The 17756-nt window shown below is 72.7% G+C and carries 15 protein-coding genes; 7 read left to right on the top strand and 8 right to left on the bottom strand.

The features are described from left to right. The 5 genes from pcaH to Voc01_RS25235 form a co-directional block, all read left to right on the top strand. On the top strand, nucleotides 1–542 hold a 542-nt coding region (gene pcaH, locus Voc01_RS25255; RefSeq protein ID WP_203930012.1), incomplete at its 5' end, for a protocatechuate 3,4-dioxygenase subunit beta. Further along, entirely contained in the window at nucleotides 539–1093 is a 555-nt protein-coding gene (gene pcaG, locus Voc01_RS25250) for a protocatechuate 3,4-dioxygenase subunit alpha (protein WP_203930011.1), read from the top strand. The genes pcaH and pcaG, both read left to right, overlap by 4 nt. After that, on the top strand, nucleotides 1068–3101 hold the full coding sequence (gene pcaD, locus Voc01_RS25245; RefSeq protein ID WP_203930010.1) for a 3-oxoadipate enol-lactonase: 2034 nt from the start codon (nucleotides 1068–1070) through the stop codon (nucleotides 3099–3101). Before pcaG ends, pcaD begins: the two co-directional genes overlap by 26 nt. After that, nucleotides 3098–3475 carry a 4-carboxymuconolactone decarboxylase gene (pcaC, locus tag Voc01_RS25240; RefSeq protein WP_203930009.1) on the top strand — a complete coding sequence of 126 codons (378 nt, stop codon included), beginning with the start codon at nucleotides 3098–3100 and terminating at the stop codon, nucleotides 3473–3475. Before pcaD ends, pcaC begins: the two co-directional genes overlap by 4 nt. Then, the gene (locus tag Voc01_RS25235; RefSeq protein WP_203930008.1) at nucleotides 3468–4235 is read left to right on the top strand and encodes an IclR family transcriptional regulator domain-containing protein; all 768 of its coding nucleotides are present in this window, start codon (nucleotides 3468–3470) and stop codon (nucleotides 4233–4235) included. Before pcaC ends, Voc01_RS25235 begins: the two co-directional genes overlap by 8 nt. Before the next feature lie 48 nt (nucleotides 4236–4283). Here Voc01_RS25235 and pcaF read toward each other — a convergent pair whose 3' ends face one another. Beyond that, nucleotides 4284–5483, bottom strand: a complete 1200-nt coding sequence (pcaF, locus tag Voc01_RS25230) for a 3-oxoadipyl-CoA thiolase (RefSeq protein WP_203930007.1) — start codon at nucleotides 5481–5483, stop codon at nucleotides 4284–4286. Between the two features lie 44 nt (nucleotides 5484–5527). On the opposite strand from pcaF, the gene Voc01_RS25225 reads away from it, so the two are divergent. Beyond that, nucleotides 5528–8113, top strand: coding sequence for a helix-turn-helix transcriptional regulator (locus Voc01_RS25225; RefSeq protein WP_203930006.1), 2586 nt, complete (start codon nucleotides 5528–5530; stop codon nucleotides 8111–8113). Here Voc01_RS25225 and Voc01_RS25220 read toward each other — a convergent pair. Next, nucleotides 8094–9446 carry a TrpB-like pyridoxal phosphate-dependent enzyme gene (locus tag Voc01_RS25220; protein ID WP_203930005.1) on the bottom strand — a complete coding sequence of 451 codons (1353 nt, stop codon included), beginning with the start codon at nucleotides 9444–9446 and terminating at the stop codon, nucleotides 8094–8096. The genes Voc01_RS25225 and Voc01_RS25220 overlap by 20 nt on opposite strands. A 156-nt stretch (nucleotides 9447–9602) precedes the next feature. Between Voc01_RS25220 and Voc01_RS25215 the strand changes: the two genes are divergently transcribed. Further along, the gene (locus Voc01_RS25215) at nucleotides 9603–11834 is read left to right on the top strand and encodes a serine/threonine-protein kinase (RefSeq protein WP_203930004.1); all 2232 of its coding nucleotides are present in this window, start codon (nucleotides 9603–9605) and stop codon (nucleotides 11832–11834) included. On the opposite strand, the gene Voc01_RS25210 is transcribed toward Voc01_RS25215, so the two are convergent. Genes Voc01_RS25210 through pilM form a run of 6 tightly spaced genes read right to left on the bottom strand, consistent with a single transcriptional unit; the run spans nucleotide 11835 to nucleotide 17751 of the window. Then, nucleotides 11835–13385, bottom strand: a complete 1551-nt coding sequence (locus tag Voc01_RS25210; RefSeq protein ID WP_203930003.1) for a DNA-directed RNA polymerase subunit beta family protein — start codon at nucleotides 13383–13385, stop codon at nucleotides 11835–11837. It abuts the gene before it with no gap. Between the two features lie 8 nt (nucleotides 13386–13393). Beyond that, a complete protein-coding gene (locus Voc01_RS25205; protein WP_203930002.1) occupies nucleotides 13394–14008 on the bottom strand; it encodes a PulJ/GspJ family protein in 615 nt (204 codons plus the stop codon). Further along, nucleotides 14005–15387 carry a putative Ig domain-containing protein gene (locus Voc01_RS25200; protein ID WP_203930001.1) on the bottom strand — a complete coding sequence of 461 codons (1383 nt, stop codon included), beginning with the start codon at nucleotides 15385–15387 and terminating at the stop codon, nucleotides 14005–14007. The genes Voc01_RS25205 and Voc01_RS25200 overlap by 4 nt, the downstream gene beginning before the upstream one ends. Nucleotides 15388–15389: 2 nt before the next feature. Next, a complete protein-coding gene (locus tag Voc01_RS25195) occupies nucleotides 15390–15974 on the bottom strand; it encodes a type 4a pilus biogenesis protein PilO (RefSeq protein ID WP_203930000.1) in 585 nt (194 codons plus the stop codon). A gap of 29 nt (nucleotides 15975–16003) precedes the next feature. Then, nucleotides 16004–16738, bottom strand: a complete 735-nt coding sequence (locus Voc01_RS25190; RefSeq protein ID WP_203929999.1) for a PilN family protein — start codon at nucleotides 16736–16738, stop codon at nucleotides 16004–16006. Beyond that, nucleotides 16738–17751, bottom strand: a complete 1014-nt coding sequence (pilM, locus tag Voc01_RS25185) for a type IV pilus assembly protein PilM (protein ID WP_203929998.1) — start codon at nucleotides 17749–17751, stop codon at nucleotides 16738–16740. The genes Voc01_RS25190 and pilM overlap by 1 nt, the downstream gene beginning before the upstream one ends. Nucleotides 17752–17756: the final 5 nt, after the last annotated feature.

Here is a 17756-nt window from a genome sequence, read left to right as displayed (position 1 = left end):
CCCCCCGCCACTGGAGCGGCGGGTCCGTCGTGGGCGAGGCGCAGGGCCAGCGGATCATCGTCCACGGCCGGGTCGTCGACGAGGACGGCCGTCCGGTGCCGCACACGCTGGTCGAGGTCTGGCAGGCCAACGCCGCCGGCCGGTACCTGCACAAGGCCGACCAGCACGACGCGCCGCTCGACCCGCACTTCACCGGTGCCGGCCGGGTGCTCACCGACGCGGAGGGCCGGTACCGGTTCCTCACGATCCGGCCGGGTGCGTACCCGTGGGGCAACCACACCAACGCGTGGCGGCCGGCGCACATCCACTTCTCGTTGTTCGGGCGGGCGTTCACGCAGCGGCTGGTGACGCAGATGTACTTCCCCGACGACCCGCTGTTCCCGCACGACCCGATCATGCATTCGGTCCGCGACCCGCACGCGCGGGCGCGGATGACGGCCCGCTTCGACCTCGACGCGACCGAGGAGGCGTACGCGCTGGGCTTCGAGTGGGACATCGTGCTCCGCGGTCGCGACGCCACGCCGATGGAGAACCGGCCATGACGGGGCTGACGCCGTCGCAGACCGTCGGGCCGTTCCTGTCGATCGGGCTGCCCTGGCCCGATGGGCCGTACGTGGTCGACGAGTCCGACGCCGACGCGATCGTCATCGAGGGTGTGGTCACCGACGGGAACGGGGCGCCGGTGCCCGACGCGCTCGTCGAGACGTGGCAGGCCGACCCCGACGGCTACTTCAACCACCCCGACGACCCGCGCGAAAAGGTCAGTGACTTCCGCGGCTTCGGGCGCTGCCCCACCGAGCCCGACGGCACGTACCGCATCGTCACCCGCAAGCCGGGGTCGGTGCCGGCCGCCGACGGTGCGCCGCAGGCGCCGCACATCGACGTCTCGGTGTTCGCCCGGGGGCTGCTGAACCGCGTGGTCACGCGCATCTACTTCGGCGACGAGGAGGCGGCGAACGCCGTCGACCCGGTGCTGTCCACGGTGCCGGCCGACCGCCGGTCGACGCTTCTCGCGGTGCCCGAGGGCGACCGCCGGTACCGGTTCGACGTGCGGTTGCAGGGCACCGATGAAACCGTCTTCTTCGCCATCTGACCCGTTCTCGGCGGTGCTCGCCGCCGGTCCGGTGGCCGAGGCCGTGGCCGGGCCGGCCTGGTTGCGGGCGATGCTCGCGGTCGAGGCGGCACTGTCCACAGTGGAGGCGCGGCTGGGGCTGATACCGGTGCCCGCCGCCGAGGCGATCCGGGCGGCGTGCGCCGCGGGGGTCGACCCGTCGGTCGTCGCCGAGGGTGCGGCCGCCACCGGCAATCCCGCCGAGCCGCTGGTGCGCGCGCTGCGGTCGGCGCTGCCCGACGACATCGCGCCGTACGTCCACAAGGGAGCGACGAGCCAGGACGTCGTCGACACGGCCGCGATGCTCGTCGTGCGCACGGCCGCCCGGCTGATCCTGGCCGATCTCGCGGCGGCCGGTACGCGTGCGGCGGAGCTGGCGGCCGCGCACCGCCGCACCGTCCTCAGTGGACGCACGTTGCTGCAGCCGGCGCTGCCCACCACGTTCGGTCTCGTGGCGGCGGGGTGGGCGACGGCGCTGCACGAGGCGTCGCGGTCGTTGTCGCGGGTCGTCTCCGAGCGCCTCGCGGTGCAGTTCGGCGGCGCGGCCGGCACCCTGGCCGCGTTCGACGACTTCGGGGTCGGCGTGCTCGAGGCGCTCGCCGCGGAGCTGGGCCTGGCCGTGCCGGTCGCGCCGTGGCACACCGACCGGGTGCGGATCGCGGAGATCGCCGGTGCGCTGGGTGGGGTGGCCGGCGCCGTCGGGAAGATCGCGCGCGACGTCACGCTGTACGGCTCGTTCGGTGAGCTGAGCGACGGGCAGGACCGGGGCGGGTCGTCGACGATGCCGCACAAGCGCAACCCGGTCGCCGCGGTGGCCGCCGCCGCCGGAGCGGCGCAGGCGCCCGGGCTCGTCGCGACGCTGCTGGCCGCGATGCCGCACGAGTTCCAGCGGGCGGCCGGGTCGTGGCACGCGGAGTGGCGGCCGCTCCGGTCGCTGCTGGAGGCCACCGGGTCGGCCGCGTACTGGCTGCGCGACTGCCTCGACAACCTCGTCGTGCACGCCGACCGGATGCGGTCGACCGTCGACGACAACGTCGACGCGTTGATGGCGGAGTGGGCCGGGAACGTGCTGGCATCGCATGTCGGGCGCGGTGAGTCGCGCCGGCTGATCCGGGAGAACACCGGTCCGCTCGCCGAGCTGGTCGAGCGGTACGCGCCCGAGGCGCGCCTCGACCCGCGGAACTACCTCGGCAGCGCGGAGGAGCTGATCGACCGCCAGCTCCGGGCGCGGCTGCCGGAGCCGGTGCCGCTGAACCACTCGGTCACCGGTCAGGGGCCGCCGCTGCTGCTGCTCAACTCGCTCGGCAGCGACATGTCGATGTGGGACGGTCAGGTCGCGGCGCTGTCCGAGCGGTTCACCGTGATCCGGTGCGACACCCGGGGGCACGGCGGCTCGCCGGTGCCGCCCGGGCCGTACAGCCTCGACGACCTCGGTGCCGACGTGCTCGCGCTGCTCGACTCGCTGGAGATCGGGTCGGCGCACGTGGCGGGGGTGTCGCTCGGTGGCGTGCAGGCGATGTGGCTGGCGGCGTACGCGCCGTCGCGGGTGCGCCGGCTCATGCTGATCTGCACCGCGTCGCGGTTCGCGCCCGCCTCGGGCTGGGTCGAGCGGGCCGCGCTGGTGCGGTCCTCGGGTACGGCGGCCGTCGCCGACGCGGTCGTCGCGCGGTGGTTCACGTCCGAGGCGCCGCCGTACCTGGTGGCCGCGGCCCGCGCGATGATCGCGGCGACGCCCGCCGAAGGCTACGCCGGGTGCTGCGGGGTGCTGGAGCACGCTGACGTGGGTCCACTGTTGGGTTCCATCTCGGCGGCGACGCTGGTGGTGTCCGGCGCCGCCGACCCCGCGAGCCCGCCCGACCGCGGCCGCGAGATCGCGACGGCGGTCCCGGCGGCGCGGTTCGAGACCATCGCGGACGCGGCGCACCTCGCGTGCCTCGAACGACCCGACACGGTGTCCGGCCTCATGCTGCGGTTCCTGGAGGACGCATGACTTCCGACGCGTACGAGCGCGGGATGGCGGTGCGCCGCGAGGTCCTCGGCGACGAGCACGTGTCGCGGGCGGCGGGTGACGCGTTCACCGCACCGTTCCAGGAGTTCATCACGAAGACGGCGTGGGGCGAGGTGTGGGCGCGCGACGGCCTCGACCGGCGGTCGCGGAGCATGATCACGCTCGCGCTGCTCGCCGGGCTGGGCCGGACCGAGGAGCTGGCCCTGCACGTGCGGGCCGCGCTGCGCAACGGGCTCAGCGAGGCGGAGATCTCCGAGGTGCTCCTGCACACCGCCGTGTACGCGGGGGTGCCGGCGGCGAACTCGGCGTTCGCGGTCGCGCGGCGGGTGCTGTCGGCAGACGACGGCGATGGCTGAGCGCGACGCGCACTTCGTCCAGTCCCTGGAGCGGGGGCTGGCCGTGATCCGCGCCTTCGACGCCCAGCGGCCGGAGCTGACGCTCAGCGAGGTCGCCCGGCACTGCGACCTCACCAGGGCCGCCGCCCGCCGCTTCCTCCTGACCCTGGCCGACCTGGGGTACGTGCGCACCGACGGGCGGCTGTTCCGGCTGACGCCGCGGGTGCTCGAACTCGGCTACGCGTACCTCAGCAGCCTGTCGCTGCCCGAGGTGGCCGCACCCCACCTGGAACGGCTGGTCGCCGAGGTGCACGAGTCGTCGTCGATGTCGGTCCTCGACGGTGACGACATCATCTACGTCGCGCGGGTGCCCACGGCGCGCATCATGACCGTGGCGATCAACGTGGGCACCCGGTTCCCCGCGTACGCCACGTCCATGGGCCGGGTCCTGCTGGCGGCGCTGCCGGCGGCGGAGCTGTCCGCGTACCTCGACCGGGTCACGCTGTCGAAGCTGGCGCCCCGCACCATCACGTCGGCGGCCGACCTGGGCGCCGAGCTCGACCGCGTGCGCGCCCAGGGCTGGGCGATCGTCGACCAGGAGTTGGAAGCCGGGCTCCGGTCGGTGGCCGCCCCGGTGCGCGACCGCTCCGGGCTCACCGTGGCGGCGATCAACGTGTCGGTGCACGCGAGCCGGACGACGCTCGACGGAATCCGCCGCAAGCTGGTCCCCCCGCTGCGGGCGGCGGCCGCCGCGATAGAACGCGATCTCGCGGTCGCCTGACCCGTCGCGGTGGTGCCGGGGTGCCCGAGGGTGTGCGGCGCACCGCCGTCAGCGGCGGAGGAGGACCGAGATGCCCTGGCCGACGCCGATGCACATCGTGCACAGCGCCGTGCCCGCGTCGCGGTTCGCCAGTTCCAGCGCCGCGGTCAGGGCCAGCCGGGCGCCGCTCATGCCCAACGGATGGCCCAGCGCGATCGCGCCGCCGTTGGGGTTGACGTGCTCAGCGTCGTCGGGGAGGCCCAGGTCGCGCAGCACCGCCAGGGCCTGGGCGGCGAAGGCCTCGTTCAGCTCGACGACGTCGAGGTCCGCGACCGAGAGGCCCGTGCGGGCGAGGAGCTTGCGGGTCGCGGGTGCCGGTCCCATGCCCATGATCCGGGGTGGGACGCCCGCGGTCGCCGCGGCCTCGATCCGCGCAAGCGGTGACAGCCCGTAGCGCTCCACCGCGGCCGCGCTCGCGACCAGCACCGCGGCCGCACCGTCGTTCACGCCCGACGAGTTGCCGGCCGTCACCGAGCCGCCCGAGCGGAACGGCGTGGACAGGGACGCCAGCTTCGAGAGGGACGTCTCGCGGGGATGCTCGTCGCGCCCCACGAGGACCGGGTCGCCGCGCTTGACGGGCACCGCAACCGGCGAGATCTCGGCGTCGAAGCGGCCACCGGCCTGGGCCTTCGCGGCCCGCTGCTGCGACCGGAACGCGAACTCGTCCTGGTCGGCGCGGGAGATCCCGAACTCGGCAGCCACGTTCTCGGCCGTCTCGCCCATCGAGTCGGTGCCCCACCCGTCACGCATCAGGGGGTTGACCAGGCGCCAGCCCAACGTCGTGTCGTAGATCTCCGGGCCGCGGGCATACGCCGACGTGGCCTTCGGCATCACGAACGGTGCCCGGCTCATGCTCTCCACCCCGCCGGCGACGACCAGGTCGGCCTCCCCGGTGCGGACCATGCGCGCCGCGGACGCGACCGCGTCGAGCCCCGACCCGCACAGACGGTTCACGGTCGAACCCGGAACGTGATCGGGCAGCCCGCCCAGCAGAAGAGCCATCCGGGCCACGTTGCGGTTGTCCTCACCGGCCTGATTGGCGCAGCCGAGGATCACGTCGTCGACCGCGGCCCAGTCGACGGCCGGCAGCGCCGCGACCAACGCGCGGATCGCGTGAGCGGCCAGGTCGTCGGGGCGCACCGGCGCAAGCGCGCCGCCGTATCGGCCGATCGGCGTCCGGACCCCGGTGACCAGGAAAGCCTCGCTCATCTCGCCTCTTCCCATCTCGTTACATCCGCGTAACACTGTCAAGCATGATTAATGCATCCTCGGTGCAGAAAATCATGCTCCGTGGCCGGGCCGGCGCCAAGGACGAGATTTCCGCCATCCTCGCCGGCGCCGCGGCGGGCCGCGGCGGCGCACTGCTCCTCCATGGTGACCCGGGAATCGGCCGCAGCGCCCTCCTGCGGTTCGCCGCGTCGGAAGCCGTCGACTTCGCCGTGGTCGAGCTTTCTCCGGGTGACCGCGTGAGCACGCCCTTCACCAGCCTGCGCGACCGGAACCTGGACCCGTACGCCCGGTCGATCGCCCTCCTCGGCGCGGTGCGGGCCGGGACCGCGCGGCAGCCGCTGCTGCTGTGCGTCGACGACGCGCACGACCTCGACCGGGACACCCTCGACGTGCTCGGCTTCCTGGCCCGCCGGCTCGATCACGAGCGGGTGGCGGTGATCGTCACGTGCGAGGGCGCCGAGCCGGTGCTGGCCGGCGTGCCGCACCACCGCCTCGACCCGCTCGACCGCGACGCCAGCCGCCAGGTGATCGACGACCTCCTGCCCGAATCCGGAGCCGACCTGGGCCCGGCGATCGTCGCGGTGGCCGAGGGCAACCCGCGGGCACTGGTCGACCTGGCCCGGCACGCCCGGCTCACCGGAGCCGTCCCGCAGACGCTGCCACCCGACAGCCACCTGCGCCGGCACTACCGCGCGAGGCTCGCGACGCTGCCCGGTCACACCCGGTGGCTGCTCCTGCTCGCCGCCGCCGACCCGGACCTCGACGCGGCCGAGCTCACCCGGGCCGCGCTCGCCAGCGGACTCGAGGTCACCGGGCTGGAGCCCGCCGAACGGGCGCGGCTCGTCGCCATCACCAGCGGGGAGGTCGTGTTCCCGCAGCCCCTCGCGCGCACCGTCGTCTACCACGAGGCCGACCCGGCCACCCGCCGCGCGGTGCACCGCACGCTGGCCGGCGTGCTCACCGGGTCCCGGAAGGAACTGCGCCGCAACCTGCACCTGGCCGCGGCCTCGACCGGCGCGGACGCCACGCTCGCCGCCGCGCTGGAACGGACCGCGGGCAGCGACCACGGGCCGGCGTCGGTCGCGCTGGAGCGGGCCGCCGCCCTGACGCCCGACCCGGAGGCGGCCGCGCGGCGGCTCGTCGCGGCGGCCGAGCGGGCCTGGCTCGGTGGCGAGCCGCACCGCACGAAGGCGCTGCTCAGCCGGCTGCCGAACGACCTGGTGTCGGGCACGGCCGAGTTCCTCGCCGGTGAGCTCGAGCTGACCGCCGGCGCCGCCCGGCCGGCCGCGAAGACGCTGCTGCGGGCCGCCGCCCGGCTGACCGAGCGCGACCGGCACCGGGCGCTGGCCGCCCTGCAACGGGCCGGCGTCGCGGCGTGTGCGGCCGGTGACTACACGCGGTACCCCGAGATCGCCCGACGGGTCGCCGCCCTGCGGCAGCCCGGTGAGCCACCCGCGGTGGAGCTGGTCTTCGAGCAGTTCGCCGGGCAGGCCGCGCTGTTCCAGGGCCGGCACGGCGCGGCCGTCGGACCGCTGAAGCGGGTCTTCGCGCTCGCGACCAGCCTCGACGACGCCGCCGCGCTCACCGCGGCGAGCGGCGCGGCGATCCTGCTCGGCGACGACGTGCGCGCCGGCCGGTTGGCGACCCGGGCCGCCGAGGTGGCCCGCTCCACCGGCAACCGGGCGGTGCTGCCGCAGGCGCTGGAGTTCGCGGCCGTGGCCGAGTTCGCGCTCGGCCGGTACCCGGCCGCCACGTCGATGCTGCTGGAAGGGCTGCGGGCGGCCCGCGAGACCGGCCAGGAGGACCTGGTCACGACGAACCTGGCCACCCTCGCGGTGCTCGCCGCGATCTCCGGTGACCGACCCACCTGCCAGCTGCGGGTGCGCGAGGTCCGGTCGCGGCCGCGGGCCGGGCTGCGGGCGACCTCGATGGTCGAGTGGGCACTCGCCACGCTCGACCTGTTCGAGGGGCACGCGGCGCCGGCACTGGGCCGGCTGCGCTCGGTGGTGCGGGCCGACGGCGACCTCGTGCTCCGGGTGGCCGCCGCGCCGCACTACATCGAGGCGGCGGCGCGCAGCGGTGACCGGGTCGCGGCCCGGCGCGCCGTCGACGCGTTCGACCCGTGGGCCAGCAGCACGCGCAGCAGCGGATGGCTGGCGCTGGCCGCCCGGAACCGGGCGCTGGCCTGTTTCGACGACGCCGAGGCGTCGGAGCACTTCGAGGCCGCGCTCGGTCTCCATGACGCCGGGTTCGAGCGGGCCCGCACCGAGCTGCTGTTCGGCGAGCGGCTGCGGTCGTCGCACCAGGACAGCGCGCGGCGGCACCTGCGGTCGGCGCTGGAGATGTTCGAGGTCTACGACGTCGGTCCGTGGCGCGACCGGGCCGCGGCCGCCCTGCGCGGCGTCGAAGGTGCCGGAGTGCGGGTCGAGGGCAACCTGACCGCGCAGCAGCTGCAGATCGCCCGCATGGTGGCCGACGGCGCGACGAACCAGGAGGTGGCGGCCCGCCTGTTCCTGAGCCGCCGCACCGTCGAATACCACCTGCGCAACATCTACCTGCGGCTGGGCGTGCGCTCCCGGGTGGAGCTGGTCAGACTCGTGGGAGATTAGCGGTCTTCAGATCCTCGGCGGAGAACTCGCGGTCGTCCATGGCGCCGCTGAGGTAGTTGCCGTAGGCGGCCAGGTCGAGGTGACCGTGGCCGCACAGCGCCGTGAGGATCACCTTCGGCTCGCCCGTCTCCCTGCACCGCAACGCCTCCTCGATGCAGGCGGCCAGCGCGTGCGTGGGCTCCGGCGCCGGCACGATGCCCTCGGTGCGGGCGAACCGGATACCGGCCTCGAAGCACTCCGTCTGCGTCTTCGCGACCGCCTCGATCAGCCCCAGCTCGTAGACGTGCGAGATCAGCGGCGACATGCCGTGGTAGCGCAGCCCACCGGCGTGGATCGGGTCGGGCACGAAGTCGTGGCCGAGCGTGTGCATCTTCATCAGTGGCGTCATGCCGGCGGTGTCACCGAAGTCGTAGGCGTAGACGCCCCTGGTCAGCGACGGGCAGGCGGCCGGCTCGACCGCGCGGATCACCGGGTCGATCCGTCCGGCGAGCTTCTCCCGCAGGAACGGGAACGCCAGACCGCCGAAGTTGGAGCCGCCGCCGGTGCAGCCGACGATCACGTCCGGGGTGTCGCCCACCTTCGCCAGCTGGAGGAGGGCCTCCTCGCCGATCACGGTCTGGTGCAGGAGGACGTGGTTGAGCACGCTGCCCAGCGCGTAGTTGGTGTCGGAGTGCTGGGCGGCGACCTCGACCGCCTCGCTGATCGCGATGCCGAGCGAGCCGGGGGAGTCGGGGTCGGCGTCGAGCACCGCCTGGCCGGCCTTGGTCAGCGTCGACGGCGACGGGTGGATCGTGCCGCCGAACGTCTCGATCATGATCTTGCGGTACGGCTTCTGGTCGTAGCTCGCCCGCACCTGCCAGACCTCGCACTCGAGGCCGAACTGCGCGCAGGCGAACGCCAGCGCGGTGCCCCACTGGCCGGCGCCGGTCTCGGTGGTGAGCCGCCTGATGTTCGCCGCGGCGTTGTAGTAGGCCTGGGGCACGGCGGTGTTCGGCTTGTGCGAGCCGGCCGGCGACGTCCCTTCGTACTTGTAGTAGATCTTCGCCGGGGTGCCCAGCGCCTTTTCGAGGCGGTGGGCGCGGTAGAGCGGCGACGGGCGCCAGAGCCGGTAGACGTCGAGCACCTCCTCGGGGATGTCGACGTACCGCTCGGCGGTGACCTCCTGCTCGATGAGGCTCATCGGGAACAGCGGTGCGAGATCGTCCGGGCCCACCGGCTGCAGCGTGCCCGGGTGCAGCACCGGCGGCGGCGGGCTGGGCAGGTCGGCGACGAGGTTGTACCACCGGCGGGGAAGCTCCGACTCCGCCAGCAGGATCTTGGTTTCGCTGCTCATGGCTGGAAGCCTTGCAGAAACGCCGGGACCGAGGCGACGGCTGTGCGCGGTTCACCCCGAAGGCGGCACTGGACGTCGTGGCCCCGGCAGTGGGGACTACTGATCAAGTACGCGCTGGATACGATCTGCAGTGATGGACCTCCCCCGGAGCGGCCGATGAGGCCACTCAGCGACACCGATCCCACGGTGATCGGGTCATACAAGGTGCTCGGCGTCCTGGGCAACGGGGGGATGGGCCGGGTCTACCTGGGGCAGTCGCGGTCCGGGCGGCCCGTGGCCATCAAGGTGATCCGGCCCGACCTGGTCGACGACCCGGTGTTCCGGCGGCGGTTCGCCCGCGAGGTGGCGGCCGTGCGGGAGGTCAACCCTCTGTTCACGGCGGCGGTGGTCGACTCCGACCTGTCCGCGGAGGCGCCGTGGCTGGCCACGACCTACATCGAGGGGCCGAGCCTGGAGCGGTGGGTCGAGGGCCACGGCGCTCTGTCGCCCGGAGCCGTGCTGACGTTGGCGGCCGGCCTCGCCGAGGCGCTCGCCTCCATCCACGCGGCCGGCCTGGTGCACCGCGACCTCAAGCCCAGCAACGTGCTGCTCGGCGACGTGGGGCCGTACATCATCGACTTCGGGGTGGTGCTCTCGCCGAAGGCGACCCGCATGACCAGCAGCCTCGTGGTCGGCACCCCGTCGTACATGGCGCCGGAGCGGATCCACGGCGGCGAGGCCACACCGGCGACCGACATCTTCTCGCTCGGCGCCACCATGTACTACGCCGCCACGGCGCGCACGCTCGTCGACGACAGCGACACCGTCTACGCGCAGATGATGGCCATCATCAAGGGACGGTTCGACCTGGGCCGGGTGCCGGGCGAACTGCGTCCCATGATCATGCGGTGCCTGAGCTCCGACGCGCGCGACCGGCCGACGGCGGCCGAGTTGTCGAGCATGCTGGCCGCGGCCGGGGTGTCGGCGCCGGAGCCGGGCTGGCACCAGGCGATCTCCGACGTGCCGTTCTCGGCGGTGCTCACGCCACGGCGGATCCGGCGGGTGTCGCGGCGGCGGCTCGTGCTGGCCGGCGGGCTGGTGGGGCTGGCGACCGCCGGCGGCGTCGCGGCCGGGCTGGTCGGCCGGTACGTGCGCGACGACGGCGGCGGTGACGGCGACCCGCAGCGCCGGGCCGGCGGGACGCTGCTGTGGCAGAGCCGCACGGGCGCGGAGCCGGTACCGGCGCCCTACGGCGCGCCGCCGGCCTCGGGGGAGAGCGGTGGACGGCCGGCGCCGGAAGCGGTCTGGCTGGTCCCGCTCGGCGCGGACGTGGTGGCGGCCGGCAGCCGCACCGCGGTGCGGGCGAGAGGACCGGGCGGCGGGGACCGGTGGAACCGGCAGGTGCCGAACGGGCTGGTCGGGCTGCACCGGTGGGGCGGTTCGGTGCTCGTCGCCGGTGGTGAGCTGCTGGTGCGGCTGAACGCGACGACCGGCGACGAGGAGTTCCGGTTCCCGTCGGGATCGGTGCGCCGGGTCGCGGTCTCGCCGACGCTGGCCTTCGTGGGGGCCGGCGGCACCGCGGTCACCCCGCCGGGCACCGACGGCACCGGCAGCACCGGCGCACCCGCGACCGGGGCCTACCTCGCCGCCGTGCGCGCCGACGGCGGCATCGCGTGGCGCCGCCCCGGCGGCGGAACGCCGCTGTACGCCGACGACCAGTGGCTGGTCACCCATGACCGCCTCGGTGACCGCGTGCGGATCGCCCTGCACGAGGCGGCCACCGGCACCCCCCGGTGGAGCGTCGACGTCCCGGCACCGGCGGTGGTCGACGAGAAGAGCGTCGAGGCGGCCGGGCCGCCATCCGGGCCGCCGCCGGGCGGCCGACCCGACGGCCCCGGCCGGCCGGGCGAGGGGCCTCCCCGCCCACCGGGCTACAGCCACGCCTGGAACTACACCCAGGCCGTCGTGGCCGGCGACTTCGTGGTGGTGCGCGACGCGGGGGAGTTCCGCTCGCTGCGGCTGGCCGACGGCAGCGAGGCGTGGGCCGACCGGTCGCAGATGCCGGTCACCGACCTGGTGCTGGCCGGCGACCTCGTGCTGACGGCCGCCGAACGGGTCCGCGCCCGGCGGATCGACGACGGCCTTATGCAGTGGCAGGTCGAGACGCCCGGGTCGCGGATGGCCGTCGCGCCGGGGCGGGCCGTGGTGGTCGCCGGCCCCGACGGTCGGGTGTCGGCACACGACCTCACCGGCGCGGACCTGTGGCAGGCCTACCTGCCCGACGGCGCGCGCAACGGCATCCCCGACCGCCTCGTCGTCGACGGCGACCAGGTGATCGTCACCGTGGCGCCACCGCCCGGCCGGGGGCCGCTGCCCGGCCTGATCGACGCGGTCGCGTACGCGCTGTGATCAGTCCTCGTGGATGTCCTTCAACGGGAAGAGCATCTGGACGTTCGGCGGCGCGTTCCATTTCTGGCCCGTCGACCCGTTGCACTTGGCCATCACGATCTTGCTGACGTTCTCGCCGCTGCCGTACTTGTCGACCTTCGGGTCGGTCGGCGCCATGCAGTTGAGCTGGTAGTCGACGAGGATGTAACTGGTCGCGTAGTTCACGTTGTGACCGAAGAACGTCCAGAGCAGGTCCACGGTCGGGATCGTCGGGCACGGGGTCACGGTGACGTAGCGGCCCGGCGCGGTCGATCCCGGGCTCTTCAGGCAGTACTTGACGCCGGTGGTCGGGTTGGTCGTCGTCACCGGGCCGGTGCCGGAGTTCGTCAGCGGGTTGATCGCCGGCATCGTGAACTTCTGGTTCCACAGCACCTTGTTCGGGTCGGGCGCCTGCTTGCACGGCCACACGATCAGGTAGCCCTTGTTGACGTTGACCTCGGTGATGTCCATGCACCGGCCGAACTGGCTGAAGTTGACGACCTGGCCGGTGGTCAGGCCCGCCGAGCCCGCGCCGACCCGCGCCTCCAGCGACCAGGTGTGCACGTTGTTGTACGGGCCGCCGCAGGTGCCGCCGACCACGTTGCTGCCGTCGACGTTCGGGCTCTGCACCACCAGGCACGTGCCGTTGAGGTTGACACCGTCGGTGGTGCCCTGCAGGTTCGCGCTGTCGTTGGTGCTCCACTGTTGTCGTGGCTGCGTCACCGCCGTGCAGTCGTTGACCACGGCGTTCTTGCCGGCCGTCTGCGGCGCCGCCATCTCGACGCACATCCCCAACGGCTTGTCGGTGGTTCTCGTCGAGGACAGCACGATCATCAGGTACTGGTTGTAGATCCAGATCTGCGACGGGTCGCTGTAGTCGCACTTCTTGACCCGCAGGTTCCGGCCGGGCGTGGGCAGGCCCGACTCGGCGGCCATGCACAGGTCGTCGCTCACCGCATCGCGGTAGACGTGGATCAGCCCGCCGGGGATGTTGGCGTTGGTGATGTTGAAGACGTAGGTGGCGGTGAGCGTGCGGGTCGCCGTCGAGCCGATCGCACCGGTACCGGTGTCGGTGCCCGTGGCCTTCAGGAGGGCGAACTTCGGCGTCTCCACCGGACCGATGCCGAGCGAGCACGACACCCGGTCGAGCAGCGTGGTGAGCAGGTTGCGCGGGTCCTTCTTGTAGTACTCGACGCTCACCTGGTACCTGGCGGTGCTCGACCCGTCGACCTTCCCCTCGTACGCCGGCGTGCCGCCCAGGCCGGTGTAGCCCCAGCACGGCAACAGGTTCAGCAGGCCGATGCGGTCGTTGAGCTTGTCCTGGGTGTTGCGGATGTAGGCCATCGCCACGTCGATGCCGGCCTGCGCGGCGTGCAGCGCGTGCACCCGGCGCACGTCGGTGCGGGTGGACTGCACCTGGCTGAGCAGGATCGGGGTCATCACGGCGCTGAGCGTCACCGAGATGAGGATCAGCAGCATCGCGAGCGGCATCGAGCCCTCGTCGTCACGGGAGAACGCGCGGAGACTGGTCATCTCTGGCCCTATCTCAGCGGGCAGAGGTCGGTCGACGACCTCGCCAGCGACGTGTTGAGTGCGGTGAACCGGACGTTGGTGTCGCTCTTCGTCCGGCTCTCGTTCGAGCCCTTCGTCGCTTCCAGCCTCAGCTGCAGGCGGTCGAAGTTCTGGACGGAGTCGGCGGGAACCCGTTCGAACGGCTTCTCGCTGCCGGGCGCGGTGACGTCGTTGGCGAGCGTCGTCCAGATCCGGCCGTCGAGGGCGAACTCCGCGGCGGTGGGCCGGCTGTTGAGGTCGTCGGGGTTCCACTCGGTGATCAGGAGCCGGCTCGCGGTTCCGCCGGTGACCTTGAGTCCGTAGCAGCGCTGCCCGTCGCTGCTGGTGGTGGTGAGCATGCGGATGTCGTGCTTCACGCCGACCTGTTGCGGGTCGCTGATCCAGGACGCGTAGCGCACGATCTTGTCGAGCCGGAGGAACACGACGTTCAGGTCGGCCTGCGCGGACGCTACCGACTCGGACTTGTTGGCCGCCCGGTACATCTGCAGCGCGGCGGTCGTGAACATCGTCAGCATGACCGACATGATCATCAGTGAGACGGTCAGCTCGATGAGGGTGACGCCCTCGTCGTCCTCGTGCGTCATCCGGTGACCTTCCACTGGAAGCTGGTCTGCCGGGTCTGGAAGCGGGCGTCCCGGGCGGTGACCGTCACCGTGTAGGTGCCGACCGTCGACGGCGTTCCGGTGATCTGGCCGGTGGTCCCGTTCAGGCTCAGCCCGGGCGGCAACCCGGTCTGCGTCCACGTGTACGGAGCCTGACCACCGACGGCCGTGAGCGTCTGGGTGGCGATCGCGGTGTTGCGGGTGGAGTTCTTCGCGGCCACCGTCGCCACGTACCAGTCGGCGATCGTGGTCCACGTGAACGCGGCGTCGCTGAACTTGCCGCGCGAGTCGGTCGCGCGGACCGTGAGCGACACCGCCGGCCGCACGAGCGTCGGCACCCCCGAGAACACCCCGGTGGAGGCGTTGAACGTGATGCCGGTCGGCGGGACACCGGTGAGGGTCCAGGTGATGGTGCCCTCGCCGGGGCCGGTGTTGGCGACCGCCAGGTTGACCGGCACACCGACGGCGGTCGTCTGGTTGCCCGGGTTGGTGAGCTTCGGGACGGAGTAGATGGTCCAGATGAACGAGGCGGTGCCGACCCGGCCCCGGATGTCCTTGACCCGCAGCACCACCGAGTACGAGCCGCGCGTCGTCGGGGTGCCCGTCAGGCGTCCGTTCGACGACAGGGTCAGCCCCGGCGGGAGGTTGTCGCCGCTGATGGTCACCGGAGGCGCGCCGCCGGTGGTGGCGAACGTCCGGTCGACCGCGGTGCCGAGGTCGGTGTCGATGTTGCCGGGGTTCTCGATCACCGGCGACGGCGCGGTCTCGTTCTCGTTGAAGACCGGCTCGTCGGGCTCGGCGCTCACCAGGGTCGAGCTGACGAACGAGCACCGGCCGGCGCGGCAGTTCTTGTTGGACCACGTGATCGCGACGACCACGCGGAACATCTTCACCGCTGTCGTGCTGCTGACCGGTAGCGCCGTGCCGCAGTCGGTGGTGCCGAGAAGGGTGAGGGAGGCCATGCGGCACTCGCCGACGTACCAGTACCGCTCGTAGCTCAAGCCCGCGACGGTGACGGTCTCCGGCACGACCGGCAGCACCGGCACGTTGATCCCGTCGACCAGGTTCCGCCAGTTCGTGCCGCCGGGCAGGGTGACGACCGGACTTCCGGTGCAGTCGGGGGTGCAGTCGATCAGCGCCTTGCGGCCGTCGGCGACCGACGACCCCTTGAGCGCGCGGACCCGTTCCATGGCCGAGTCGGCGAGGTGCGTCGAGACCTGCTTGCCTCGCTGCTGCCCGGTCGCGTCGATCGTGCGGATGAAGAACGACGTGACAGCGGTCATCGTGACGCCGACGAGGGCGATCGCGACCAGCACCTCGATCAGCGTCACCCCGTCGTCGTGGGAACGGCGGCCGGGCATGGTCAGTTCGCGCTGGGCGCGGTCGTGGCCGGCGCGGTGGATCCGGACGCCGTGTGCAGCGCGACGAAGATCTGGGCGCTGACCGTCAGCTGGGAGGTGGCTCCGGTCAGCGACCCGCCGGAGTCGTTCGGCGCGAACGTGACGGTGTACACGAGCATCGCCCGGGGCTGGATCCGCTGGATCTGGTCGAGGAAGCGTTGCAGCTTCTGCATCTGGCCGACGGCGGCGATCGTGATCGTCACGGAGGCCACGCCGGCGTTTTCCTTGAGCTCGACGGGGCTGCCGGCCGACAGGCTGGGCACCGTGACCCCGGCCGCCTCACCGGCGTTCTGGAGCTCGCGGAGCAGGTCACCGGTCGCGGCCACGAGCGGCAGCGCCTGCCGGTTGGCCGCCAGCTCGGCGGCGAACCGCTGGCTGTCGGCGAACTCGGTGTTGAGGCGGGCCAGCTTGCGCTGCTCGACGACCACCTGCCCCTCCGCCGCGACGGTCTCGTCCTCGACGCCGACGGTAGCGTCGCGTTGCGGACCGATCAGCAGGAACCAGGCCAGCGCGGACAGCGCGACCGCGCCGGCCAACGCACCGAACATCCACAGACGATCGGGCCGCAGGAGCCACGTCACTGGCCACCACCCGCGCTGGGGCTCGCCGACGGCTTGTAGCGGTTGTCCAGCGCCGCGGAGGTGATGTCGACCCGCACCGTGAACTCGTAGCCCCGCTCGCTCTGCGTCGCGTTCGTGAGGAACGAGTTCGCCAGCCCCGGCACCGTGTCCAGCGCGTCGACGTAGAGCGCCACGACGTCCTTACGCGGTCCCACGCCGTTGATCGACAGGGTTCCGAGGACCTTCACGGTCGGCGGACCGATGAGGTTGCGTGTCGTCGCCGTGTCCGTGCCGACCGCGGGGACGTTCGCCGAGATGCCGCTGATGTCGACGTCGTCGGGGGCCACGGCGAGCAGCGCGGCGGTCAGCCGCGACCACAGCATGTCGTTGGACATGAGCGCGGCCAGCTGTGCGTTGATGGCCTTCGCCTGCGCCTGCGTCTTCACCAGCTGGTCGAACTTCGCCTGCTGGCGCTTGAGGCTCTGCACGCTGTCGAGCATCTGGTCGCGGTCGGTCTCGGCCGACGTGGTGCGGATGACCTCCAGTCCGTACCAGAGCGTCAACAGCACGGTGACCAGCACCAGCGCGAACGTGGCGTAGCGGCCGATGCGCTGGGTGCGCCGCGAGACGAAGACCTCCATCGGCAGGAGGTCGGCATGGATCCCGGGCGTGCGCAGCGGGTTCATGAGCGTCGTGGTGTGCTGGTCGGACGGGTCGTGCTTCTGGTCCGGATGCGACATCACCGTGGCCATCAGGCTGCTCCCATCGTGAGGCCGATACAGACGGCGGCGGCGACCCGGCTCGGAGTCAACGCCTCCGGGACGGTGCGCCGGCCGATGTTGAAGCGGATGAGCGGGTCCGCGAACGTGACGTCCAGGTTCAGGTGGGCGGCCAGCTTCGCGGGGAGACCGGCCAGCAGCGCACCGCCGCCGGCGAGCATCACCCGGGCCACCCGCATCTGCCGGTCGCCCGTGTTGAGGTAGGCGAACGAGCTGCGGACCTCGTTGATCAGCGGGCGGACCGCCTCGTCGATCAGCGCGGTCACCGCGGTGTCCGGTCCGATGAGTCCGTTCTGGCGTTTGCGGTTCTCCGCCTCGGCGAGGTCGATGCTCATGCGGGCCGCGATGGCCTCGGTGATCTCGGCACCGCCGCGGGGAACCGTGCGCACGATCAGCGGAACGGCGTCGACGTGCGCGATCACCGTGGTCATCTGGGCGCCGATCTCGACGATCGCCTCCACGTTGGAGTCGAGGAACGCCGCGGAGCGCAGCAGCGCGAACGAACCCAGGTCGACCTTCGCCACCTGGAGACCGGCCTTCTGGATCGCCCGGATCGCGGCGACCACCGGCTCCTTGGGAGAGGCGACCAGCAGGCCCTCGACGGTCTCGCCGTCGCTGTGGTCGAGCGGGTAGAAGTCCAGCAGCGAACGCTCGACCGGAAGCGGGAGCGAGTCGCGTACCTGGAACGGAAGCGACCGGCGCAGTTCCGCGCGGGGCAGGTTGGCCAGGTCCATCTTGCGCACCACGACCTGCGGGTTGCTCACTCCCAGCGCCACCTTGCGGCCGCGCAGCCGGGCCGTCGACCACAGGTGCTTCAGCGCGGCGGTCACCGCCGCCTCGTCCTGGATGACGCCCGCCTGCACCGCACCGGGCGGCAGGGGCACCGCGCCGAACGCGTTGACGGCCAGCCCGTCGCGCCGCTTACCGGTCTCGGCGGCACGGATCGACGCCGAACCGATGTCGAGACCGACGAGCGAGCTGGCCATGGATG

The organism is Virgisporangium ochraceum (assembly GCF_016863655.1).
Classification (GTDB): Bacteria; Actinomycetota; Actinomycetes; order Mycobacteriales; family Micromonosporaceae; genus Virgisporangium; species Virgisporangium ochraceum.
This window is presented reverse-complemented; position numbering and strand designations above follow the sequence as displayed.